Origin of the sequence: Escherichia sp. E4742, from assembly GCF_005843885.1 — a bacterium.
Classification (GTDB): Bacteria; Pseudomonadota; Gammaproteobacteria; order Enterobacterales; family Enterobacteriaceae; genus Escherichia.
Genome location: NZ_CP040443.1, coordinates 1,277,824 through 1,302,508, shown reverse-complemented (window position 1 = coordinate 1,302,508; position 24,685 = coordinate 1,277,824). Strand labels below are relative to the sequence as shown.

Here is a 24,685-nt window from a genome sequence, read left to right as displayed (position 1 = left end):
TATTTTCTTTTGGTCGATACTAGGGGGGCAATATATCAATAACAATATTCAATATTGTGTAGTGTGATCCCTGCGACATTGTTTTTTAATTATTAAATCTATTTTTGACGCAATGAAAGTTATAAATGAACTTATAAAACAACAGGTTATCATGTGATTTTATTAGTTAATTTAATTACAATATCGCTTGCATATGACGATTTAACATTAAATTGGTTATTAATGTTAAATAAAGGTTGGAGATGTATGGGTTTATATATTGATGGGGATTATAAATTGAGGGTTATAATAAATTGCCCCGGTAAACGGGGCAATATTGAACAGTTTTATTCAACGAAAATATGCGGATAAAACCGTGACATATCCTGGGTGATCAATGCGCGGTCTTCACGAATGCCAATTCCGGCAGGTTGATCGTTCACCAGCCAGCTTCCGATCAGCATATAACTGTCGCCAAATTTCGGCAGCGGATGGAATTGTTGAACAATCATGCCTTCTTCACCATATGGACCTTCCGCCGCTTCAATGGTTTTGCCATTCTCGATAATTGACACGTTTGCGCCTTCACGCGAGAAGATTGGCTTAACCACATATTTTTCCATTTCTGGATAATCATCTTCCGCAAAATAAGCGGGCAGTAGGTTCGGATGATTCGGGAACATCTCCCACAGTAGCGGCAGAAGCGCTTTGTTGGAGATAATGCTCTTCCACGCCGGTTCCAGCCAGCGTACGCCAGCATCTTCCAGCTTGGTGGAGAACATTTCGCGCAGCATAAATTCCCACGGATACAGTTTGAACAGATTAGCGATGACCTGATCCTGCAAATCCGTGAACTGACCTTTTTCGCCTAAACCGATATCGTCGATGTACAGAAACTCGGTGGCGATTTCAGCTTCGGTCGCGCAGTCCTGCAAATACTGAATGGTGCCGCGATCTTCCACCGTGTCACGACAGCAGGTGAGATGCAGTAACTGAAAGCCGTACTGCTCACGCAGCTCGACAAAGCGATCGATCAGCTTTTCTTGCAGGCTGTTAAACTGGTCGCTGCCTTCTGGCAGGTTGCCCGCGTTAAGCTGATCTTCCAGCCAGATCCACTGAAAGAACGCCGCTTCATACAGTGACGTGGGTGTATCGGCGTTATTTTCCAGAAGTTTAGGTTCACCAGTGCCATCCCACGCCAGATCAAGGCGTGAATAAAGCGACGGCTGGTGAGTCAGCCATGACTGACGCACAAAACTCCACGTGTGCTTTGGAATGCGGAATTTGGTCATCAGCTCATCGCTGGAGATCACTTTTTCCACCACTTTCAGGCACATCTGGTGCAGTTCAGCGGTGACTTCTTCCAGCTTTTCGACCTGTGCGAGGGTCAACTTGTAGTAAGCATCTTCACACCAGTACGGTTCTCCGTACATGGTATGAAAATTGAAACCGTACTCGTGAGCTTTTTCGCGCCAGTCCGGGCGCTCGGTAATACTGACTCTTTCCATCGGTATCAGCCGCCCATTGAACGAGAAGAAGTGCCGGTTGCGCTACGCTGCATGGTGCTTTGTTTGGCAACAGATTCACCAAAGCCGCCACGGGTAACGGTGGTGGTGGTCGCCGGTTTCGGCGCCATGGCTGTTTTCGGTACAGTCATGGTGCGGCCTGGCTGGGCTGCGCCATAGTTTTTACCGGTCGCGTCGGTATATTTACCGTACGCCGGGCTGGCTGGGTTTTTCGAGGAGAACAGCGGCTGCTGTGCAAATCCCGCGCCGCCGCCCATCAGACGTCCCATCATGTAGCCGGCCATCAGCGGCATCCAGAAGCTACCGCTGGATTGCTGGGCCTGCGCCTGGTTTTCAGGTGCCATGCCAGCCTGGGCTGGTGCCTGCTGGCACTGACCTTCACCAAATTCGGCAATACAGTCTTCACGAGTGGCGTATTTCGGCGCAGTACGTTCCGCTTCTTTCAGCGCATTATTGTACGCAGTGGCACATTCTGCGCTTTTACCTGGGTTTGCAGCTGAACAGTCGTCAGCATTTTGATAGAGAGACACTGTTTCATCACTCTTTTCACAGCCTGCCAGCATAAAAACAGTAGCAACAGCGAGAGCGACAGGTGTCAGATGGCGTGCGCTCCAGTTTTTGCGGAACGATGCGTGGCGTATGGATTTTGTCCGTTTCATTTTTGTCTTCCGGGACCAGTGGTAAATACCCATCAGAATAGAGGATGGCTGGTCGAAATTGAAGCGAGAAGGGGGAAGAATGCGGCAGATAACCCGTATCTTTACGTTGCCTTACGTTCAGACGGGGCCGAAGCCCCGTCTTCATCATCAGTTACGGAAAGGGTTATGACCGTTACTGGTGTTAGTACGTGCGGATGCTTGCTGAACGGCTGGTGCCGGGCTATCAGGTGCATAACCATCAGCAATAGCATTCTGTTCTGGCGTTTGCGGCGCAACGTTTTCCGGATTAGTGGAAACCGGTTTGCTCAGCGCATTGTTCAGTGCCAGCAGATCCTGCTCGTTCAACGTACCCAGAGCTGATTTAATATTCAGCTGGTTGATCAGGTAGTTATAACGCGCATTCGCCAGCTCTTGCTTGGCGTTGTACAGCGTAGTGGTGGCGTCCAACACATCAACAATGGTACGCGTACCGACCGAGTAGCCCGCTTCCATCGCGTCTAATGAGCTTTGGGCGGAAACAACGGCTTGTTTGTAAGCGTTAATGCTACTGATAGATGCATTAATGTTGTTGAAAGAGGAACGCACGGTCTGCACGACGCTACGATGGGCGCTTTCCAGTTGCTCGCTGGCACCGACAAAGTTGTACTGTGCCTGTTTCACCTGCGAGTTAACCATTCCGCCCTGATAAATCGGCAGCGAGAAGCTCAGGCCCACTTTGTTCTGGCCCATATTGCTATCGTCATACTGGGTACCAGCGGCACCACGGGTTTTCGAACCGCTATAAGAGGTGTCAGAAATCCCGGTAGACGCCGTCAAATCCAGAGTCGGTAAGTGACCGTCCTGCGCCTGGCGAATTTGCTCGCGCGCCAGGTCCTGGCTCAAACGTGCCTGTAACAGGGACAGATTGCGTTTTTCGGCTTCTTTCAGCAGCGCGTTAACCGGCTGTGGTTTGTCGGTTTTGAAGTTTTCGACATTCAGCGCCGCCAGTTCCGGATAGTAGTTACCGGTGATCTGACGCAGCTGCTCAACGGCGTTGTCGAGGTTGTTACGTGCGGTCACTTCGTTCGCCAGCACGGTATCGTACTGTGCGCGGGCGTTCTGCACGTCGGTGATCGCCACCAGGCCCACGTTAAAACGTTGGGTGGTTTGATCTAACTGACGGTAGATCGCTTCTTTCTGCGCCTGGGTATAGGAAAGAACGTCAATGGCATTCAACACGTTGAAATAAGCGGTCGCGGTGTTGAGGATCAAAGTTTGTTGATCGGTCTGGTAAGTGACGTCCTGAATACCGGCAGCTTTTTCCTGCAAGGTCAGTGCGCGCCATTTCGACATATCGAAAATGGACTGGGTCAACTGCAGGGACGCACTGGTTGCGTTAGAGTTGATGCCGTTCGCGTCGCGGTAGCCGTTGCTGTAGGTGTAATCTGCACCTAAACCTAGCTGTGGCAGTAATGGACTGCGAGCTTCATTAATTTTTTCAAAGGCAGCATCACGATCGGCGGCAGACTTACGCAATTCCGGGTTACTAAGGCGTGCTTGCTGATAAACTTGCATCAGGTTCTCGGCCTGGCTCAACGAACTGAACCCAGAAAGGCTCAGGCCGATAAGAATGGGGAGCAATTTCTTCATTTGCATTCCTTGTGGTGAAGCAGTATTTAGCGCGATCAAACTGTAAAATTATTGCGGATTCTAGCAGAAGCCGCTACCGCAAAAGGTTGGCGTTACGTGCCATAGGGCATTAATGTGCCTCAATTTAACACATGACTGCTCAAACGGCAGTCAAACGTCTCTGAAATTCACATTTTATTCACTATTAGTGCCAGGACATTAGCCATGCTTAAGCCAGACAACCTGCCCGTTACATTTGGCAAAAACGATGTAGAAATTATTGCACGAGAAACACTTTATCGCGGCTTTTTTTCATTAGATCTTTATAGGTTTCGTCATCGTCTATTCAACGGGCAAATGAGTCATGAAGTCCGCAGGGAAATTTTTGAGCGCGGTCACGCCGCAGTCTTGCTACCCTTTGACCCAGTGCGTGATGAAGTCGTGCTGATTGAGCAGATACGGATTGCCGCGTACGACACCAGCGAAACTCCCTGGCTACTGGAGATGGTTGCCGGGATGATTGAAGAAGGTGAAAGTGTGGAAGATGTCGCCCGTCGCGAAGCGATTGAAGAGGCGGGGCTGATAGTCAAACGGACCAAACCGGTGTTAAGTTTCCTCGCAAGCCCGGGGGGCACCAGTGAGCGTTCGTCAATTATGGTGGGCGAAGTGGACGCCACGACCGCAAGCGGTATTCACGGTCTGGCTGATGAAAACGAAGATATTCGCGTTCATGTGGTAAGCCGGGAACAGGCCTACCAGTGGGTAGAAGAGGGGAAAATCGACAACGCAGCGTCGGTCATCGCTTTGCAATGGCTGCAACTGCATCATCAAGCGTTAAAAAATGAGTGGGCATAAATGAAGCGTTATACACCTGACTTTCCTGAAATGATGCGCCTGTGCGAGATGAACTTTTCACAATTGCGCCGTTTGTTACCGCGCAATGACGCACCCGGTGAAACTGTAAGCTATCAGGTGGCAAACGCACAATATCGGCTAACGATTGTGGAATCGACCCGATACACTACCCTGGTGACTATTGAACAGATTGCGCCAGCGATCAGTTACTGGAGCCTTCCGTCGATGACGGTGCGTCTGTATCATGACGCGATGGTGGCTGAAGTGTGTTCAAGTCAGCAGATTTTTCGCTTCAAAGCGCGGTATGATTATCCTAATAAAAAGTTGCATCAACGCGACGAAAAGCATCAAATTAATCAGTTTTTAGCGGACTGGTTGCGATACTGTTTAGCACATGGAGCGATGGCGATTCCGGTTTATTAGCGTCGTGAAACCTAAGGACACCATTTGGAAAGCCTGTTAACCCTTCCTCTGGCTGGTGAGGCCAGAGTCAGGATTTTACAAATTACCGATACTCACCTGTTTGCGCAAAAGCACGAAGCCCTGTTAGGGGTGAACACCTGGGAGAGTTACCAGGCGGTGCTGGAGGCGATTCGCCCACACCAGCACGAATTCGACCTGATTGTCGCGACAGGTGATTTAGCGCAGGATCAAACGGCTGCGGCCTATCAGCACTTCGCTGAAGGCATCGCAAGTTTTCGTGCGCCCTGCGTCTGGCTGCCGGGCAACCATGATTTCCAGCCTGCGATGTACAGCGCGCTACAGGACGCGGGTATATCTTCAGCGAAACGCGTGTTTATCGGTGAACAGTGGCAAATCCTGTTGCTGGACAGCCAGGTGTTTGGCGTACCGCACGGTGAGCTAAGCGAGTTTCAACTCGAGTGGCTGGAACGTAAACTGGCTGATGCGCCAGAGCGCCATACCTTGCTGTTGCTGCATCATCATCCGTTGCCTGCGGGCTGTAGCTGGCTTGACCAACACAGTCTGCGTAACGCGGGCGAACTGGATAACGTGCTGGTGAAGTTTCCGCACGTCAAATATCTGTTATGCGGCCATATCCATCAGGAACTGGATCTCGACTGGAACGGTCGTCGCCTGCTGGCAACGCCATCGACCTGCGTGCAGTTTAAGCCGCACTGTTCCAACTTCACGCTGGACACCATCGCGCCCGGTTGGCGTACGCTGGAACTCCATGCCGATGGTACGCTGACCACAGAAGTACACCGCCTGGCAGACTCCCGTTTTCAACCAGATACCGCTTCAGAAGGTTACTGATGTCGACGCTTCTTTATTTACACGGTTTCAATAGTTCGCCGCGTTCTGCGAAAGCGAGCTTGTTGAAAAACTGGCTGGCGGAACATCACCCTGACGTTGAGATGATTATTCCGCAGTTACCGCCGTATCCTTCCGATGCGGCAGAACTGCTGGAATCCATTGTCCTGGAACATGGCGGCGATTCGCTGGGTATTGTCGGTTCGTCACTGGGAGGTTACTACGCCACCTGGTTGTCGCAATGTTTTATGCTGCCGGCTGTGGTGGTAAACCCGGCGGTGCGCCCGTTTGAACTGCTGACGGACTATCTCGGTCAGAACGAGAACCCCTACACCGGGCAGCAATATGTGCTAGAGTCTCGCCATATTTACGATCTCAAAGTCATGCAGATTGACCCGCTGGAAGCGCCGGATTTGATCTGGCTGCTGCAACAGACGGGAGATGAAGTGCTGGATTACCGCCAGGCGGTGGCGTACTACGCTTCCTGCCGCCAGACTGTTATAGAAGGCGGCAACCACGCATTCACGGGCTTCGAAGATTATTTCAACCCGATCGTCGATTTTCTTGGTCTGCACCATCTCTGACGATCAACTCGAATTACTAACTTAAACCATGACGCAAACTTATAACGCTGATGCCATTGAGGTACTCACCGGGCTTGAGCCGGTTCGCCGCCGTCCGGGGATGTATACCGATACCACTCGCCCTAACCATTTGGGGCAAGAAGTCATTGATAACAGTGTGGATGAAGCACTGGCGGGTCACGCAAAACGCGTGGACGTTATTTTACATGCTGACCAGTCGCTGGAAGTGATTGACGATGGCCGTGGGATGCCGGTGGATATTCACCCGGAAGAAGGTGTTCCGGCGGTAGAACTGATTCTTTGCCGTTTGCACGCGGGCGGTAAATTTTCTAACAAAAACTACCAGTTCTCTGGCGGTCTGCACGGCGTGGGGATCTCGGTGGTTAATGCCCTGTCGAAGCGCGTAGAAGTTAACGTGCGCCGCGATGGTCAGATTTATAACATCGCCTTTGAAAATGGCGAAAAGGTGCAGGATTTGCAGGTTGTCGGCACTTGCGGTAAACGCAATACCGGTACCAGCGTGCACTTCTGGCCGGATGAAACCTTCTTTGACAGTCCGCGCTTCTCTGTTTCACGCCTTACACATGTGCTGAAAGCCAAAGCGGTATTGTGCCCTGGCGTTGAGATCACTTTTAAAGATGAGATCAACAACACCGAACAACGCTGGTGCTATCAGGACGGTCTGAATGATTACCTGGCGGAAGCGGTAAATGGTCTGCCGACGCTGCCGGAAAAACCGTTTATCGGTAATTTTTCTGGCGATACCGAAGCGGTGGACTGGGCGCTCTTGTGGCTGCCGGAAGGTGGCGAACTGCTGACCGAAAGCTACGTCAACCTGATCCCAACGATGCAGGGCGGTACGCACGTTAACGGTCTGCGTCAGGGGCTGCTGGATGCGATGCGTGAGTTTTGCGAATACCGAAACATCCTGCCGCGCGGTGTGAAGCTGTCGGCGGAAGATATCTGGGATCGCTGCGCCTATGTGCTGTCAGTAAAAATGCAGGACCCGCAGTTTGCCGGGCAGACCAAAGAGCGTCTCTCTTCGCGTCAGTGTGCGGCATTCGTTTCTGGCGTGGTGAAAGATGCCTTCACCTTGTGGCTGAACCAGAACGTTCAGGCGGCTGAACTGCTGGCGGAGATGGCGATTTCCAGCGCCCAGCGCCGTATGCGTGCGGCCAAAAAAGTGGTGCGTAAAAAGCTGACCAGCGGCCCGGCACTGCCTGGCAAACTGGCAGACTGTACCGCGCAGGACCTTAACCGTACCGAACTGTTCCTTGTGGAAGGTGACTCCGCAGGTGGATCTGCCAAGCAGGCGCGCGATCGTGAATATCAGGCGATCATGCCGCTGAAAGGTAAGATCCTTAACACCTGGGAAGTTTCTTCCGACGAAGTGCTGGCCTCGCAGGAAGTGCATGATATTTCGGTAGCGATCGGTATCGATCCTGACAGCGACGATCTTAGCCAACTGCGTTATGGCAAGATCTGTATCCTCGCGGATGCGGACTCCGATGGTCTGCACATTGCCACGCTGCTCTGCGCCTTGTTTGTAAAACACTTCCGTACGCTGGTGAAACATGGTCACGTATATGTAGCGCTACCACCGCTCTACCGCATTGACCTTGGCAAAGAGGTCTATTACGCCTTGACGGAAGAAGAGAAAGAGGGCGTGCTCGAACAATTAAAACGCAAGAAAGGCAAGCCAAATGTCCAGCGTTTTAAAGGTCTGGGTGAAATGAACCCGCTGCAACTACGTGAAACCACGCTCGACCCGAACACTCGCCGTCTGGTGCAGTTGACCATCGACGATGAAGACGATCAGCGTACTGACGCGATGATGGATATGCTGTTGGCGAAGAAACGCTCGGAAGATCGCCGTAACTGGTTGCAAGAGAAAGGTGACATGGCGGAGATTGAGGTCTGATAATCTTCCCGTCAGGAGAATAAAACATAGCCCGGTATACACGCGTATACCGGGCTTTTTTTATCAAAATTCCATTTTCACCGTGAATTGCACTTCACGCGGATCGCCAATCTGATTACCCAGATTATTTGTGGCGATGGAAGAGGTGTAATACGTTTTATCAAACAGGTTTTTGACGTTTAATTGCAGTGTGACCGGATACTGCAATTTCATTTTGTACGCGGCGAAGGCATCGGCAACGAAATAGCCTGGCAGATAATAGTCAGCCCCATTGGTTGCCGAACGACGGCTTACACCATGTCCGCCGCCGCCAAACGTCAGTGTGTTATTGCCTGGCATGTTATGAATATCATAGGTCAGGAATAGCGAACCGGTATGACGAGGAACATTCGGCAATGGTTTTCCTGCATAATCAGGGTCTTCCAGAACCTTAGCATCGGTATAGCCGTAGCTGGCAATGATATTAATGTTTTCAGTTAATGCTCCCGCAAGGTCGACTTCTACCCCTTTTGAACGAACGCGGCCTGCCGTTTTGGCGATGGTTTCGTCACCAATACTTTCGGTATACAAGACGTTACGTTTATGGATATCAAACAGCGCAATATCTGCAGTTATACCATCGAACAGCTCGAATTTTGCCCCGACTTCGTAAGCATTAGATGATTCCGGTGGAAGATCGCCAATGTAGCTGGCAATTGACGATTGCGGCATAAATGTTTGCGAATAATTGGCAAATAAGGATACCGATGGCGTCAGTTTGTAGACCAACCCCAGTTTGGGCGTCCATTGTTCATCGCGGCTGTCAGTATTGACATTAAAAGGACGGCCTTTACCCGCATACTGCGTGTAATACTGATAGCGGATCCCGGCGACGGCAATCCAGTTATCGGTCAGATAGAGTGCGTCCTGTGCATAAGCTGAGTAGCTCTCCTGTTTGATCGTCTGATCGCTGTCCGACGCCGAGACAGTTGTGCATTTGCTGGTATTGCCATAAACGGGGTTGTAGATATTGAAATCTTTAGCGTTTTTACAGCGAATCATATCTGTGCGCAGAAGATCATAATATTCATATGACACCCCACCCAGAATCTCATTATAGAACCCAGCAATATCAACATTCCCTTGCAGATCCGCACGAGTAGAATGCATACGCTGGGTAGATCCCTGAGTTGCATCAACACGCCGTGTCAGCGTTCCTGTCGTTGCATCATACGCAGTAACACGAGCCTGATTATCGCTGTATTTATCCTGGCTGTAGCTGTAATCAAAGCGCGCTGTCCACTGGCTATTGAGATGATATTCTGCGTTGAGTTGCGCCAGATCGGACTGACCATCTGTAATATTAAACGGTTCGTCGAAACGTATTTTTCGATCAACGTTTACGGGCTGTTTCGTCGTAAGGTCGAAAATCGTTCCACGATCGAACGGCGTTTTATAATCCCGATGTGAATAGAGCATGGTTACTGTTGCATTATCACCAAACCAGGTAAGTGATGGGGCAATAAATGTACTGCGCTCTTTACCAAAGTTTCGCCAGTAATCTTCATCCTGCACTTCCCCCGTCAGGCGGTATGCCAGCTGAGTGCCTTCAATGGGGCCTGTGATATCAAGTTGCCCAGTGCCACCACCGAAACTGGAGGACGTGGCTGATACAGAACCATGGAATGTTTTTTCCGGGCGCTTTGTCACGACGTTAATCAGTCCGCCAGGATCAAGAATGCCATACAGCGTGGAGGCCGGACCTTTTAGCACTTCCACACGTTCTGTTGCAGCGTTGAAGCTGCGAGGAAGTACGGTTCGCAGACCGTTGGTCATGATGGAGCCATCCCGGTTAGCGCCAAACCCACGACGTACAAAAGCATCCTGAGTCCCGCCTAATGTATTGGTCTGTACCACGTTACTGACGTTATAAAGCGCCTCATCCAGCGTCGTCGCATTCTGATTCTCCAGTACTTGATCGCTAACCGTATTGACCACCTGCGGGATATCCAGCATCGGCATATCGGTTAATGTCGCCGTGGAGGTGCTCAGAGGTTGATAACCATCGGTCGCCTCAGTTGCGGTATTTGCATCCGCTGTAACAGTGATTGTTTCGCCATCTTTGGTCGTTGCAGTGTCGGTTGCATGAATCATCGGTGCTGCAAAGAGCAGTGAAAAGAGCGCCCGACCTTTGATTCCTGAAAATGAAGGTGTGAACTTAGCCATTTAGTCTGTTATCCCAAAAACTCGCGGATTGTCGCGAGTGAAAATTGTTTCTTGTTGCTCACTAAGCACTATCCGTTTGTTATTTCGCCATCGGATATGTAATTGAGAATCATTCAATCATGTGGTGATGTAGTAGTAAATGAGAAATAACAAAAAAGTACTACATGTGTTTTTATGAGAGGTTAATGCAATTTAATTGTAGTTAAATTATTAATATTTAATAATTTTATTTTTAATGTTAAAAGTATTTAACCTGTTATTTACCTTGTTTTTGTGAGGCTTTTAACTTCTTGACTACTACATTTTGTGGCGTCAAACTCTCAAAGGAGAATGAGTTTTATTTTTGTTTGTCTTTGATTAAGTTGGCGTACACGTGGCACATAACGCAAAAGGGCAGGGGCTGATCCTCGACAATGTTTCTGCCGGGTATCACAAGAAAATCATTGTTGATGGTGTTTCTTTCTCCGTTCCCACAGAAAAAATGACCGTTCTGGTTGGGGCAAACGGCTGTGGAAAGTCGACGTTGCTCAGCACCATTGCACGTATCTTGCAACCTATGGGCGGCTCGATATTGCTGGATGGTAAAGCGATTCACGAGCAACCAACGAAAGCGTTATCCCGCAGACTTGGGATCTTGCCGCAGTCGCCATTATTGCCGGAGGGCTTAACCGTTTATGAACTGGTGTCGCGTGGGCGTTTTCCCTGGCAGAATTTCATACGTCAATGGAGCGACGCCGACGAGCAGGCGGTAGAAGAGGCCCTGAAATTAACCGGAACGCAGGAGTTTGCACATTTACCTGTTGAAAAACTCTCTGGTGGGCAGCGTCAGCGTTGCTGGATTGCGATGGTGTTGGCGCAAAAGACGCCTTATATCCTGCTGGATGAACCCACAACCTGGCTTGATTTACGTTATCAGGTTGAAATTCTTGAGTTATTACATGATTTAACGCGTCATCACGGGCGTACAGTCGTCGTGGTGTTGCATGATCTGAATTTTGCCGTCAATTACGGCGATACGTTGATATTTTTACGCCAGGGGAAAGTGGTGCGTGTGTTGAATGAGGGGGAGCATTGCACACCTGAGCTGGTAAAAGCTGTCTTTGACGTTGATGTTCACGCATCAATAAATCCTCTGACGGGAAAGCCGTTCTTCATGCCGTTTCGTGGTGTAGAAAAAGTATGATGCGCACGGGGCTGGTTACTGTATTTTTCCTCGCCTTACTGCTGGTGGGATGCGTGGTATATCCAGGGATTGGTGCCCGATTTATTGCACCACAAACGGTGTTGCAGGCATTTCTTCATTTTGAGCCGCAAAACTTCGATCACAACGTAATTGTAAGACTCCGTTTGCCGCGTTTAGCGGCAGCATTGCTTACCGGTGCTTCTCTTGGCGTTGCTGGTGCTTTGTTGCAGGCTGTCATTCGTAACCCATTGGGGGAGCCACATATTTTAGGCTTAAATGCCGGCGCCGCCCTGGCTGTCGTTGCCGCCAGCGCGCTTGGGCTGGCCTTTCCTGTTGGACGCCCACTGCTGGCATCTGCGGGAGGCGCGTTATTGTTCCTGTTGATTTTACTGCTTTCCTCCGCAGGGCGTTCAGGGTTAACCCCAATGAAAGTTACCTTATGCGGCGTGGCGTTATCGGCGTTCGTTTCCTCAATAACGGCTGCAATCCTGATTCTTGACGAACAAACGCTGCTGGCGATGCGGACATGGTTAGCGGGGGATTTAGCGGGGCAGGATTGGGCGACGCTGGGTACGTCCGCCTGGTTTTCTCTGGGGGGATTTGTATTAGCCCTTTACCTTGCGCCCTCTCTTAACATGTTGGCACTGGGCGATCGCATGGCGCAGGGGCTGGGTGTCTCGGTTCTACGCACGCGGACATTCACTTTGATCGCGATCGCGTTGCTCTGCGGTGCTGCCGTATCGATTGCTGGCCCCATTGGCTTTGTCGGTTTGCTAGTACCGCAGATTGTCCGGCGTCTGGTATCAACGGATCTGCGCGTTCTGCTCCCTCTTTCAGCTTGTGTCGGTGCCTTACTGCTATTACTGGCAGATATTATTGCCCGGACGCTTTTCACGCCCCATGAGCTGGCGACCGGTATCATGACGGCGTTAGTTGGTGCGCCCGTTTTTGTCATTATGGCGACGAGGATGTTCAAATGAGTCGGATAATGAACATCGGGCTACGCCCACTACGTGTTGGTAAGTTTTCGACACTGATTCGCCCTAAAAATCTGCTGTTGCTTAGTGGACTGTCTCTGTTTGCGGTTGGAATACTGATATTCGGTCTGATGCATGGTTCTTTCTCCGTCCCGGCATCGGAAGTCTGGCGAGCGTTGTTTGCTCCAGAAAACGTAAGCACCGACGCACGTTATATTGTGCAGGATATCCGCTTGCCAAGAGTCATCATGGAATTGCTATGCGGGGCCATGTTAGGTATGGCAGGAGCCGCAATGCAATCTATTGCGCGTAACGGCCTTGCCGACCCCGGTTTAATCGGCGTTAAAGAAGGATGTAGCGTGGCGGTGCTGTGGCTGATTTTCCAGTTTCCAATGCTGGGAATGTTCTGGCGTCCAGTGGCTGGTCTTGCTGGTGGCTTGTTGGTGGCGTTAATCGTGATTTTTTGTGCGCGCGATATTTCCCGCCCGCGATTTGTTTTGATAGGCATTGGCGTGTCCTGGTTTTTCGCCGCCGGGATCGGTGTATTTATGACCACAGCAGATGTTCGTGACGTACAAACTGCATTGATGTGGTTATCGGGAAGCCTTCATGCAGCCAACTGGATGTTAGTCGGTATTTCAGCCTGTTGGATGTTGCCAGCCGCTCTTTTATTGCTGTTCACCGCCAGGACGGCGGATATCGCTCAGCTTGGTCATCAGGTTGCCACCGGGTTAGGGGTGAATAGTTCTCGTCTGGCGTTGCTACGTGTCGCCGCACCAATAATCCTGACAGCCGTCTGCGTTTCGTGTGTTGGTAACATCGGTTTTGTCGGATTGATAGCACCCCATATATCACGTTTTATTCTGCGTGGCGGGCAGACGACATTGCTGCTGGGGAGCGCTGTATCGGGGGCGTTGTTAGTCATCCTGGCGGATAGCATGGGGCGTTTGGCTTTTTTGCCTTTGCAACTGCCAGCCGGAATCATTATTTCACTGATTGGTGGACCATTCTTTTTACTACTGCTCTGGCAGCGCAGGAACAGTTTTTAATGGGAGTTATATGCGTTTATTTTTTTCTCTGCTGATACTGTTGTCATTTTTTGCCCGCGCAACAGAACCGGTTCAGGTCTTTACTGATGATTTAGGGCGCAAAGTCACTGTTCCTGCACATCCAAAGAGAATTGTCTCTTTACACGACCTTGATATCACTATTCCTCTGATTGAGCTCGGTGTACCTCCTGTCGCCAGCCACGGGCGAACACGGCCTGACGGGAGCCATTTCATTCGATCAGGCGCGTTACTGACAGGCGTCGACTTCGATAATTCATCAATAGCCTTCATTGGCACCGCTGATATTGATATTGAAGCGATTGTGGCGGCAAAGCCTGACCTGATCATCACAGAACCGACCCGTAATACGCCCATTGAACAACTGGAAAAAATTGCGCCCACGGTGAGCATTGATCATCTCAAAGGGGGCGCACCAGAAATCTACCGCAAGCTGGCAGAACTTACAGGAACACAGTCGCGACTGGCGATACTTGAACGCCGCTATCAGGCACAAATCGATGCGCTGAAGGCGACGCTGGACAGCCAAAAAATAACGGTATCGGTGATTCAGGCAAATCAGGGAAAAATTAATGTGATGCATAGCTATCATTCGCTGGGGCGGGTATTACGCGATGCTGGTTTTCGCTTTCCGCCGCTGATTGAGAGCATTCCTGAAGGTGGGCGAATGGATGTGAGCGCGGAGCGTTTACCTGAACTGGATGCCGATTTTGTTTTTGCAACCTGGCGCGGTGACACTGGTGGTAAACCTCAGGATGAGCTGGCAGCAATGGAAAAAATCATGCCGGGATGGTGTCAGTTTCTGACGGCCTGTCGTTCCGGGCGCTATGTGCTGATTTCTCGTGAAGAGGCGATTTCTAACTCCTTTGCATCTCTGGGGCTGATGGCTGCGCAGATACAATCACAAATTGCAGGGCGACCTCTACCGGAGGCCAAATGATTCAGAAAGACAAAACGCGGGTTGATATTTTTGGTGAGCGTTTTCGTACTCGCGCGAGTCAGTTAACGCCTGGGTTAAGAGCCGTCGCCAGCTACATTAATGAACATCGTGAAGTGGTACTCGAGCAAACGGCGATGGAAATTGCGACCACATTGAACACTTCCGATGCCACAGTTATCAGGGCTATACAGGCCCTGGGGTTTGCGGGGCTACGAGATCTGAAACGCACTCTGGAACAGTGGCTTGGTCCAGCCCTTAGTTCCAGCGAAAAGATGTCTACGACGGTGAGTAACTTGACGAGCGATGTTAACACCGCAATCGACTTTGTTCTTGAAGGGCATTTGTATACCTGTAATGTCCTGTCAGAGCCTGAAAACCGCCACGCGCTTGCGCAAGCGGTAGCGTTGTTGGTGCAGGCACGGCAAGTCGCAATTTTTGGCATTGGCGCTTCGGGTATTCTGGCGGACTATACCGCACGACTATTCAACCGCATAGGCTTACCCGCCACGGCGCTAAACCGTACGGGTATTGGCCTTGCCGAGCAACTGATCGCGCTTCAACGTGGCGATGTTCTGATCATGATGGCGCAAAAATCTGCGCACCGGGAAGGACTGACAACGCTGCGTGAAGCGAGACGGCTGGGGATCCCTGTTATTTTGCTGACAAACGCGCTGGATTCACGTTTTAGCAAAGACGCCAGTATCGTGATTCATGTTCCGCGCGGGGATGAAAAGGGGAAAACGCCACTACATGGTACGGTATTGTTGTGCCTGGAAATGATTGTTTGGTCGGTGGCTTCCGCGATGCCGCAGCGTGCGGTTAAAACCATTAAGCGAATTAACGATTTCCATCGGGGTTTGAAAACGGGAAGAAAGAATGGCTAATCTGACCTGAGGCCGGTAGCAACACCGGCCTCTTTTCAGGAATGTTAAATCCCCGGTTGCAGGATGCGGATATTCATCTCCAGCACATCGCCTTTTACGGCCTCGCTGTACGCTTTCATGTGCGGAGTCTGCAAGTGCGCTTCAAGATGCGCGATGCTTTCCCACTGCTCAATCATCACGATAGAGTCCGGCGCCATAGACTGGAAACTCACGCCAGCAGCGCAATCCACCATCGGCGCATAGCCGTGGCAACCTTCTTCCTTCAGTACGGTTGGAACGATTTTAGCAAACTGATCCAATACCGCCTGACGGTGATGCTGACCAGGACGAGTACGGATTTCTGCGATTACTGTAATCATGGTTAACTCCTTCTAAAGCCAGAGCCCTAGTTAACCAAAAATCTCTACAAGATGCTTGCGATATTCTTCAGTATAGCGGGGAACATCAGGCATTTTTATCACGTCATTAGCGATAAATGTCGGCAGCGGCTCCATACCCAGGAATTGGTTTGCTTTATGGAACGGCAGATACACGCCGTCAACGCCGACGCCGTGGAAGAATTGATCTTTTTCGGTGAAGGCTTCCATTGGTGCGTTCCAGGTCAGGGAAAGCATATATTTTTTGCCCTGTACCAGGCCGCCGGAGCCGTATTTTTTCGACGGATCTTTGCGGGTACGACCATCGCTGGCATACAGCGTGCCGTGACCTTCGGTGAACACATCATCAATGTATTTTTTCACCGTCCACGGCGCGCCCATCCACCAACCTGGCATCTGCCAGATCACCACATCAGCCCAGAGAAAGTTTTGTACTTCGGCTTTGACATCGTAGTCGCTCTCAGCGCGAACGATGCGGACATCATGTCCGAGGTCGCGCAGCGTGCCATCCGCGACTTCGGTCAGGGTGTCGTTCAGTTGACCATTGGAGTGGGCGAATTTCTTCGCGCCGTTGATAATCAGGATGTTGCTCATTTTTTATCCTCAAGGTGAGACGTTTGCCGACTATAGTACGTCACAGAGCGGTATGGTGAAATTAGCAAAATGTGCAAAGTCTTTTGCGAATTTTGCAAAAATCTGTTCTTGCTCTGACTCACCGATGCAGGATAAATATTTTCTGAAAATGACAATACTGATAGCAATTTCTCATAATTCCCACTAGCACAGGATTAATTTACAACGTTGGTTCGGATTTTCTGCGAGTTGATAATTATGGTATTGGATAAGTAAAAATGAAAATATCAGCGTGTGGCGTAGATAATTCTAAATAGATTTACGGGAGGGCATCGGAAATCAGAGCGCAGACTGGACTTTTTTAGAGAGTACTAACTTATGTTAAAACAGAAAATTAAAACAATATTTGAAGCCCTGTTATATATAATGCTTGCTTATTGGTTAGCAGATACTTTTTTTGCATTCAATAAATATGACTGGATGCTTGAGTCGGGAGACAACATTTGCAGTATACCTTCCGTTTCAGACGAAGATCGTATATTACAAGCAATGATTGCAGCATTTTTTCTTCTGACGCCACTTATTATTATCATCTTAAGAAAACTCTTTGTGCTGGAAATGTTTGAGTTTTGGTTATATGTAATCTCTCTCGTTATTTGTCTGGTTTGTGGTTGGTGGCTTTTTTGGGGACGACTTATATTTTGCTATTAATAAAATCTATGAGAGTCGTTTTAACGGCTCTCATAGACATAGGCGTTACCAGCTCACCTTCGCCTCAAATCCACCTTGTTTTGCATTCCCAAACACAACATTCATGCCATGCAATTTGGCGATCCGCTGGACAATTGATAGCCCAAGCCCACTCCCGGTGGCGGTTTGTCCTGGTGGGCGATAGAAACGTTCACCAATTCGTTCCAGTGCCTCTGGCGTCACACCGGGGCCGTTATCCCTCACGACGAAATTATCTGCATTCAGCGTGACGTCCACCACGCTGCCTTGTGGGCTGTAGCGTACGGCGTTATCCAGCAGATTTCGTACCAGCAAACTTAGCAATAGCGGTTGTCCGGTGCGTTTGATGCCGTGGGCATTGAGCGTCAGCCGCACGTCAATTTTCGCCTGCTGAGCCGTGTGGTAAATATCCATTACCGACGATTGCAGGAGATCTTCAAGTGGGATCTCCGCAACATCCTGAAGGTTATCCAGCGAGTCGAGCCGCGATAGTGTGAGCAGTTGATCAACAAGGCGGGTGGCGCGATCGATCCCGGAATGTAACTGTATCAGTGCTTTTTTTCGTGCCTGCGGATCGTCGTCAGAAAGCTGTGCGACTTCGGTTTGTACTTTCAGCGCTGTTAACGGGCTACGCAGTTCGTGAGCGGCATCGGAGGTAAAGCGTCGTTCACGAACCATCATCGCATGTGTACGGTCGAAAAGTTGATTCAGCGACTCGACCAGCGGACGCACTTCGTTGGGTACACCGTCAGCGTTGAGCGGTTTTTCCGAGTCAGGATCGCGCATACGTAGCGCCAGAGCCAGTTTGTTTAGTGGCGAGAGTTCACGACCCAGTAGTACCATCATGATGATCAACATGATAGGCAGCGCGACAAGCCAGGGAATGAGCTGTCCAGTGACAATCGCCAGCGCCATGTCTTCGCGGTATTCCCACTCCTGGCCAACAACGATGCGATATTTACCATCATGTGACGTCATCCAGACAAAGCGCCAGGGATCGTCTTCACCTACCAGTTGCCCGTTAGCAAACCCGTCACGTTGATAGCTGTAGGGAATATCTTCTCCATTGTCGCCATCGTTAAGGACCATGTTGCCGTCGTGAGTAAAGACAGCAAAGGTCAGTGCATCATCATCTACGTGACCGTGTTTTAATTTATTCGGTGTCTGCGCCATACGATCTGCCGCGTTGATTTCGTTAAGATCGAGCGTACTTAACCGCTTGGCAAACAGCATCAACTGGGTATCGAATAACTCATCGACATTATCAATAGTTTGTTTCCAGGCGACAAAGCTGGAGAGCAGCCAGGTCACCGAGGCCAGAATCAAAAAGATCAGCGTCAGTCTGACTCGCAGACTAAGGCGTTGGGTAAATTTCATTTATCACCTAATGTGTAGCCTATACCGTGAACAGTACGAATAAAGTCACTGCCAAGTTTGCGCCGCAGGTGATGTACATGCACTTCGACGGCATTACTGGTGACCTCTTCGTCCCAGGTATACAGTTTTTCTTCAATCAGTTTGCGCGGCAGTACCCGACCGGCGTTACGCATCAGTAATTCCAACAGGGCAAATTCTTTTGGTTTCAGCGTTAAGGGTTCGCCAGCCAGCGTGGCGATACGTTTGCCGGGGTCGAGCATGACGTTACCGTGGCGCAGCTCGTTGCTGGCCTGGCCGTTGGTTCGGCGCATCAGAGCTTCCAGCCTGGCGGCGACTTCTATCAATGCAAAAGGTTTGCATAGATAATCGTCGGCTCCCAGGCGCAAACCTTCCACGCGTTCGGCCAGAGCGTCGCGAGCGGTGAGAATCAGTACCGGTTCACGCTGACCTTTACTCCGCCACTCGCGCAAAATATCGCGACCATCCATTCCTGGTAAGGTGAGATCAAGGATCACTGCGTCATAAGGTGCGCTATAAAGCGCCTCTTTTCCCTGACGACCTTCCGTAAACCAGTCAACACTAAAGCCCATCTTACTCAGACCTGTTTTGATGCCGTCACCAATCAGCATGTCATCTTCTATCAGTAAAATTCGCATCTTTTCATCCCTGCGATAGCTGTATTCGTTGCCAGTAAACCGTGTTGTAACGTGCTCTGTACAGCCCTAAATTTTCTTTTTTTTCCTTAAGAAGTTGTTAAGGACTATCTTGTTTAATACTCGGAAACAGACATTAAAGGGAGTAACAAACATGAAAAAATTCGCAGCAGCAATTGCAGTAATGGCCCTGTGCAGCGCACCGGTAATGGCAGCAGAGCAGGGTGGTTTTTCTGGCCCATCGGCAACACAAAGTCAGACCGGAGGATTCCAGGGGCCGAACGGCAGCGTAACTAACGTAGAAAACGCAAAATCCCTGCGTGATGATACCTGGGTAACCCTGCGCGGCAATATCGTTGAACGCATCTCTGACGATCTCTACGTGTTCAAAGATGCCAGCGGTACTATCAATGTCGATATCGACCACAAACGCTGGAACGGTGTGACGGTAACACCGAAAGATACGGTTGAGATTCAGGGCGAAGTGGATAAAGACTGGAACTCTGTTGAAATTGACGTTAAACAGATCCGCAAAGTAAACCCGTAACTTTACCGCTCCCGGGACGCGTTCCCGGGAATAAGTTCGCAGGGAGGCAACATGAAAAACCAGGCACTGGACGTGAACATCATCAATTTCCCTTCAACCCGCGTGGCTTTGTTGCCACATCGCTGTAGCCCTGAGTTGCTCAACTACAGCGTGGCGAAATTTATCATGTGGCGCAAAGAGACGGGGCTTTCTCCTGTTAATCAAAGCCAGACATTTGGCGTTGCCTGGGACGACCCTGCAAGCACCGCGCCGGAAGCGTTTCGCTTTGATATCTGCGGCAGCGTTAGCGAACCGATTCCGGAGAATCGTTATGGCGTGAGTAATGGTGAACTTACTTCGGGACGTTATGCCGTAGCCCGCCATGTTGGCGACCTGGATAACATATCTCACACTATCTGGACCATCATTCGCAACTGGCTTCCTGAAAGCGGCGAGAAAATGCGCAAAGCACCAATTCTGTTTCATTACACCAACCTGGGCGAAGGAATGGTAGAGCAGCAATTGAAAACGGATGTTTATGTGCCCTTAATGTGAAGGGGATCTTTTCCGGAGTGTGAACCAAATCACTCGCGATAAGTTTGAGCTAACAATGCCACAGGCGTATTGTTGTCGGGCTTATAATTTCTCCGGTAAGGAATACCATGTATACGCGAAATTTATTATGGCTGGTCAGCCTGGTAAGTGCGACTCCTCTCTATGCTGCTGACGTTCCCGCCAATACTCCGCTCTCTTCGCAACAAGTCTTTCGTTACAACAATCATAGCGATCCAGGCACACTCGACCCGCAAAAGGTTGAGGAGAATACTGCCGCGCAGATTGTGCTGGATCTGTTTGAAGGTCTGGTATGGATAGACGGCGAAGGCAAAGTGCAACCCGCTCAGGCCGAGTCCTGGGAAGTGTCAGATGGCGGCAAACGCTATGTTTTCCATTTATGTAACGGCTTACAGTGGTCTGATGGACAGCCTCTGACGGCACAGGATTTTGTCCTCGGCTGGCAGCGCGCGGTTGACCCCAAAACAGCAAGTCCTTTTGCTGGTTATCTGGCGCAGGCGCATATAAAAAATGCTGCGGCTATTGTGGCGGGAAAAGCTGATGCCTCATCGTTAGGCGTGAAAGCGACGGATGACCGCACTCTTGAAGTCACGCTTGAGCAGCCCGTTCCCTGGTTCACGACGATGCTCGCCTGGCCGACGTTGTTTCCTGTTCCACATCATGTGATAGCGAAATATGGCGATAGCTGGAGTAAGCCAGAGCATATGGTTTACAACGGTGCCTTTGTGCTTGATAAATGGGTGGTTAACGAAAAGATTACTGCTCGCAAAAATTCTAAGTACCGCGATGCAGGGCATACAGTTTTGCAGCAGGTCGAGTATCTGGCGCTGGATAATTCGGTCACTGGCTATAACCGCTATCGCGCGGGAGAGGTCGATCTGACCTGGGTTCCGGCGCAGCAAATTCCTGCTATCGAAAAATCGTTGCCAGGCGAGTTGCAGATTATCCCGCGTCTGAACAGCGAATATTACAACTTCAACACCCGGAAACCGCCGTTTGACGACGCCCGTGTGCGGCGGGCGTTGTATCTTACGGTCGACAGGCCGTTAATCGCGCAAAAGATACTTGGGCTACGAACGCCTGCAACAACATTGACGCCGCCAGAAGTTGAAGGCTTTAGCGCGCCGACGTTCAATGAACTGCAACAGCCAATGAGTGAGCGCGTGGCGACGGCAAAAGCATTGCTGAAACAGGCGGGATACGACGCCTCTCACCCGCTACGCTTTGAACTGTTCTACAACAAATACGATCTGCATGAGAAAACGGCGATAGCCTTGTCTTCCGAATGGAAAAAATGGCTTGGCGCACAGGTGACGCTGCGCACGATGGAGTGGAAAACGTATCTTGATGCCCGGCGTAGCGGTGATTTCATGTTGTCGCGGCAGTCGTGGGATGCGACGTATAATGATGCTTCCACCTTCCTGAACACGCTTAAAAGCGATAGTGAAGAGAACGTCGGTCACTGGAAAAACACGCAGTATGACGCGATATTGAATCAGGCGGCGCAAACCACTGATGCGGGGAAACGTAACATGCTGTATCAACAGGCCGAGGCCATTATCAACCAGCAGGCTCCGCTCATCCCCATCTACTATCAACCGCTGATCAAACTGCTTAAACCCTACGTTGGCGGTTTCCCGCTGCATAATCCTCAGGATTATGTCTACAGCAAAGAGTTGTATATCAAGGCACATTGATGCCTTTATCGCCGCCGGAGCACGTCCGGCGGCGCTAATGACGCTGATCTCCTGTGACTCGACGCGGCAGATAATGTAGTATCTCCAGCAATATTGCCCCTTTGAAGGCTGGCGAATAAGTTGAGGAATCAGAATTAATGAGCGATATGGCAGAGCGCCTTGCGCTGCATGAGTTTACGGAGAACGCCTACTTAAACTACTCCATGTACGTGATCATGGACCGTGCGTTGCCGTTTATTGGTGATGGTCTGAAACCCGTTCAACGCCGCATTGTGTATGCGATGTCAGAACTGGGCCTGAATGCTACCGCCAAATTTAAAAAGTCGGCTCGTACTGTCGGTGACGTACTGGGTAAATACCATCCGCATGGCGACAGCGCCTGTTATGAAGCGATGGTGCTGATGGCGCAGCCATTCTCTTACCGTTATCCGCTGGTGGACGGGCAGGGGAACTGGGGGGCGCCGGACGATCCGAAATCGTTCGCAGCAATGCGTTACACCGAATCCCGCCTGTCGAAATATTCCGAGCTTTTATTAAGTGAACTGGGGCAAGGAACGGCGGATTGGGTGCCAAACTTCGATGGCACGTTGCAAGAGCCGAAAATGCTCCCCGCCCGCTTGCCGAATATTTTACTTAACGGCACCACCGGCATTGCCGTCGGCATGGCGACGGATATTCCGCCGCACAACCTGCGTGAAGTCGCGCAGGCGGCAATCGCCTTAATTGAGCAGCCCAATACCACGCTCGACCAGTTACTGGATATCGTGCAGGGGCCGGACTACCCGACCGAAGCGGAAATCATTACCTCCCGAGCGGAGATCCGCAAAATCTACGAGAACGGTCGCGGTTCTGTGCGGATGCGCGCGGTGTGGAAGAAAGAAGATGGCGCGGTGGTTATCAGCGCACTACCGCATCAGGTTTCTGGCGCGCGCGTGCTGGAGCAGATTGCTGCGCAAATGCGCAACAAGAAGCTGCCGATGGTTGACGATCTGCGCGATGAATCTGACCACGAGAACCCGACCCGTCTGGTGATCGTGCCGCGTTCCAACCGCGTGGATATGGAGCAGGTGATGAATCACCTCTTCGCCACCACCGATCTGGAAAAGAGCTATCGTATTAACCTCAATATGATCGGTCTGGATGGGCGTCCGGCGGTGAAAAACCTGCGGGAAATCCTCTCTGAATGGCTGGTGTTCCGTCGTGATACCGTACGCCGCCGTCTGAACTATCGTCTGGAGAAAGTCCTCAAGCGCTTGCATATCCTGGAAGGTTTGCTGAAGGCGTTTCTCAACATCGATGATGTGATTGAGATCATTCGTAATGAAGATGAACCGAAACCGGCGCTGATGTCGCGTTTTGACCTCTCGGAAACCCAGGCCGAAGCCATCCTCGAACTGAAACTGCGTCACCTCGCCAAACTGGAAGAGATGAAGATTCGCGGTGAGCAGAACGAGCTGGAAAAAGAGCGCGATCAGTTGCAGGGCATTCTGGCTTCCGAGCGCAAAATGAATAATCTGCTGAAGAAAGAGCTACAGGCTGACGCACAAGCGTATGGCGACGATCGCCGTTCGCCGCTGCAGGAACGCGAAGAAGCGAAAGCGATGAGCGAGCACGACATGTTGCCGTCTGAGCCGGTTACCATTGTGTTGTCGCAGATGGGCTGGGTGCGTAGTGCCAAAGGTCATGATATCGACGCCCCAGGTCTGAACTACAAAGCAGGTGATAGTTTCAAAGCTGCGGTGAAAGGCAAGAGTAACCAGCCTGTGGTGTTTGTAGACTCTACCGGACGCAGCTACGCCATCGACCCCATTACGCTGCCTTCAGCGCGTGGTCAGGGCGAACCGCTCACCGGTAAACTGACGTTGCCGCCAGGCGCTACCGTTGATCACATGCTAATGGAAAGCGACGATCAGAAACTGTTGATGGCTTCCGATGCAGGTTACGGATTCGTCTGTACCTTTAACGATCTGGTGGCGCGTAACCGTGCAGGTAAGGCACTGATTACTCTGCCAGAAAACGCGCATGTTATGCCTCCAGTGGTGATTCAGGATCCTTCCGATATGTTGCTGGCGATTACTCTGGCTGGACGTATGCTGATGTTCCCGGTCAGTGAGCTCCCGCAACTGTCGAAGGGTAAAGGCAACAAGATCATTAACATCCCGTCGGCAGAAGCTGCTCGTGGCGAGGATGGGCTTGCACATCTGTATGTCCTGCCCCCACAAAGTACGCTGACGATTCATGTCGGGAAACGCAAAATCAAACTGCGCCCGGAAGAGTTGCTGAAAGTGACCGGTGAGCGTGGCCGTCGCGGCACCTTGATGCGTGGTTTACAGCGTATCGACCGTGTCGAGATTGACGCTCCGCGACGCGCTGACAGCGAAGAGTAAAATGCAGGAGAGGGCCGTCCATCTCCTGTCAAAAAGGTGAACCGGATGAAACGTTGAAGTCGTCATCCGGTGCCGCATTTAGTCTGTATAAACAATAAAAATTCCCTTGAAACCGTTGTTTATTCATGCGTTG

23 protein-coding genes are annotated in these 24,685 nt (G+C 50.7%); 15 read left to right on the top strand and 8 right to left on the bottom strand.

Translation table 11 applies throughout. The features are described from left to right. Nucleotides 1–326: 326 nt before the first annotated feature. The 3 genes from FEM44_RS06255 to tolC form a co-directional block, all read right to left on the bottom strand. Entirely contained in the window at nt 327–1,487 is a 1,161-nt protein-coding gene (locus tag FEM44_RS06255; RefSeq protein ID WP_135403937.1) for a glutathionylspermidine synthase family protein, read from the bottom strand. 5 nt (nt 1,488–1,492) lie between these two features. Then, complete coding sequence (locus FEM44_RS06250) at nt 1,493–2,164, bottom strand: DUF1190 family protein (protein WP_135523996.1); 672 nt, start codon at nt 2,162–2,164, stop codon at nt 1,493–1,495. 147 nt (nt 2,165–2,311) lie between these two features. Further along, a complete protein-coding gene (gene tolC / locus FEM44_RS06245) occupies nt 2,312–3,793 on the bottom strand; it encodes an outer membrane channel protein TolC (protein ID WP_135523997.1) in 1,482 nt (493 codons plus the stop codon). Between the two features lie 204 nt (nt 3,794–3,997). Between tolC and nudF the strand changes: the two genes are divergently transcribed. The 5 genes from nudF to parE are packed head-to-tail and all read left to right on the top strand — an operon-like array spanning nt 3,998 to nt 8,404. Beyond that, nucleotides 3,998–4,627: an ADP-ribose diphosphatase gene (nudF, locus tag FEM44_RS06240; RefSeq protein WP_000917117.1), complete on the top strand. Its 630-nt coding sequence runs from the start codon at nt 3,998–4,000 to the stop codon at nt 4,625–4,627. After that, nucleotides 4,628–5,050: a DUF1249 family protein gene (locus tag FEM44_RS06235; protein WP_000833390.1), complete on the top strand. Its 423-nt coding sequence runs from the start codon at nt 4,628–4,630 to the stop codon at nt 5,048–5,050. Between the two features lie 24 nt (nt 5,051–5,074). After that, on the top strand, nt 5,075–5,902 hold the full coding sequence (gene cpdA, locus FEM44_RS06230; protein WP_135523998.1) for a 3',5'-cyclic-AMP phosphodiesterase: 828 nt from the start codon (nt 5,075–5,077) through the stop codon (nt 5,900–5,902). Continuing rightward, the gene (gene yqiA, locus FEM44_RS06225; protein ID WP_000105733.1) at nt 5,902–6,483 is read left to right on the top strand and encodes an esterase YqiA; all 582 of its coding nucleotides are present in this window, start codon (nt 5,902–5,904) and stop codon (nt 6,481–6,483) included. The genes cpdA and yqiA overlap by 1 nt, the downstream gene beginning before the upstream one ends. Before the next feature lie 28 nt (nt 6,484–6,511). After that, the gene (parE, locus tag FEM44_RS06220; RefSeq protein ID WP_130210353.1) at nt 6,512–8,404 is read left to right on the top strand and encodes a DNA topoisomerase IV subunit B; all 1,893 of its coding nucleotides are present in this window, start codon (nt 6,512–6,514) and stop codon (nt 8,402–8,404) included. A gap of 63 nt (nt 8,405–8,467) precedes the next feature. Here parE and FEM44_RS06215 read toward each other — a convergent pair whose 3' ends face one another. Beyond that, on the bottom strand, nt 8,468–10,609 hold the full coding sequence (locus tag FEM44_RS06215) for a TonB-dependent siderophore receptor (protein WP_135523999.1): 2,142 nt from the start codon (nt 10,607–10,609) through the stop codon (nt 8,468–8,470). 373 nt (nt 10,610–10,982) lie between these two features. Between FEM44_RS06215 and FEM44_RS06210 the strand changes: the two genes are divergently transcribed. Genes FEM44_RS06210 through FEM44_RS06190 form a run of 5 tightly spaced genes read left to right on the top strand, consistent with a single transcriptional unit; the run spans nt 10,983 to nt 15,660 of the window. Beyond that, entirely contained in the window at nt 10,983–11,792 is an 810-nt protein-coding gene (locus tag FEM44_RS06210) for an ABC transporter ATP-binding protein (protein WP_000940874.1), read from the top strand. Next, nucleotides 11,789–12,772, top strand: coding sequence for a FecCD family ABC transporter permease (locus FEM44_RS06205; RefSeq protein WP_135524000.1), 984 nt, complete (start codon nt 11,789–11,791; stop codon nt 12,770–12,772). The genes FEM44_RS06210 and FEM44_RS06205 overlap by 4 nt, the downstream gene beginning before the upstream one ends. 8 nt (nt 12,773–12,780) lie before the next feature. Next, nucleotides 12,781–13,818, top strand: a complete 1,038-nt coding sequence (locus tag FEM44_RS06200) for a FecCD family ABC transporter permease (RefSeq protein ID WP_135524090.1) — start codon at nt 12,781–12,783, stop codon at nt 13,816–13,818. 10 nt (nt 13,819–13,828) lie between these two features. Next, nucleotides 13,829–14,776: an iron-siderophore ABC transporter substrate-binding protein gene (locus tag FEM44_RS06195; RefSeq protein WP_135524001.1), complete on the top strand. Its 948-nt coding sequence runs from the start codon at nt 13,829–13,831 to the stop codon at nt 14,774–14,776. Further along, nucleotides 14,773–15,660 (top strand): MurR/RpiR family transcriptional regulator, encoded by an 888-nt coding sequence (locus FEM44_RS06190; protein ID WP_096252024.1) that lies wholly within the window; start codon nt 14,773–14,775, stop codon nt 15,658–15,660. Before FEM44_RS06195 ends, FEM44_RS06190 begins: the two co-directional genes overlap by 4 nt. Nucleotides 15,661–15,704: 44 nt before the next feature. On the opposite strand, the gene FEM44_RS06185 is transcribed toward FEM44_RS06190, so the two are convergent. Beyond that, nucleotides 15,705–16,019: a putative quinol monooxygenase gene (locus FEM44_RS06185; protein WP_000633737.1), complete on the bottom strand. Its 315-nt coding sequence runs from the start codon at nt 16,017–16,019 to the stop codon at nt 15,705–15,707. Nucleotides 16,020–16,049: 30 nt separating this feature from the next. Beyond that, nucleotides 16,050–16,631, bottom strand: coding sequence for an NADPH:quinone oxidoreductase MdaB (gene mdaB / locus FEM44_RS06180; protein WP_000065441.1), 582 nt, complete (start codon nt 16,629–16,631; stop codon nt 16,050–16,052). A 357-nt stretch (nt 16,632–16,988) separates the two neighbouring features. On the opposite strand from mdaB, the gene FEM44_RS06170 reads away from it, so the two are divergent. Continuing rightward, nucleotides 16,989–17,321, top strand: coding sequence for a DUF2645 family protein (locus tag FEM44_RS06170; RefSeq protein WP_138158941.1), 333 nt, complete (start codon nt 16,989–16,991; stop codon nt 17,319–17,321). A 45-nt stretch (nt 17,322–17,366) separates the two neighbouring features. Here FEM44_RS06170 and qseC read toward each other — a convergent pair whose 3' ends face one another. Together qseC and qseB are read right to left on the bottom strand one after the other, a co-directional pair. Continuing rightward, nucleotides 17,367–18,716, bottom strand: coding sequence for a quorum sensing histidine kinase QseC (gene qseC / locus FEM44_RS06165; RefSeq protein WP_135524003.1), 1,350 nt, complete (start codon nt 18,714–18,716; stop codon nt 17,367–17,369). Then, the gene (qseB, locus tag FEM44_RS06160) at nt 18,713–19,372 is read right to left on the bottom strand and encodes a quorum sensing response regulator transcription factor QseB (protein ID WP_135524004.1); all 660 of its coding nucleotides are present in this window, start codon (nt 19,370–19,372) and stop codon (nt 18,713–18,715) included. The genes qseC and qseB overlap by 4 nt, the downstream gene beginning before the upstream one ends. A gap of 151 nt (nt 19,373–19,523) precedes the next feature. Here qseB and ygiW point away from each other — a divergent pair, with 151 nt between their 5' ends. The 4 genes from ygiW (at nt 19,524) to parC (ending at nt 24,552) form a co-directional block, all read left to right on the top strand. Beyond that, nucleotides 19,524–19,916, top strand: coding sequence for an OB fold stress tolerance protein YgiW (gene ygiW / locus FEM44_RS06155; protein WP_135524005.1), 393 nt, complete (start codon nt 19,524–19,526; stop codon nt 19,914–19,916). A gap of 51 nt (nt 19,917–19,967) precedes the next feature. Further along, nucleotides 19,968–20,450 (top strand): AraC family transcriptional regulator, encoded by a 483-nt coding sequence (locus tag FEM44_RS06150; RefSeq protein WP_135524006.1) that lies wholly within the window; start codon nt 19,968–19,970, stop codon nt 20,448–20,450. Between the two features lie 107 nt (nt 20,451–20,557). Beyond that, entirely contained in the window at nt 20,558–22,165 is a 1,608-nt protein-coding gene (locus tag FEM44_RS06145; RefSeq protein ID WP_135524007.1) for an ABC transporter substrate-binding protein, read from the top strand. Nucleotides 22,166–22,302: 137 nt separating this feature from the next. Continuing rightward, the gene (gene parC / locus FEM44_RS06140; protein WP_135524008.1) at nt 22,303–24,552 is read left to right on the top strand and encodes a DNA topoisomerase IV subunit A; all 2,250 of its coding nucleotides are present in this window, start codon (nt 22,303–22,305) and stop codon (nt 24,550–24,552) included. The last annotated feature ends 133 nt before the right edge of the window (nt 24,553–24,685 follow it).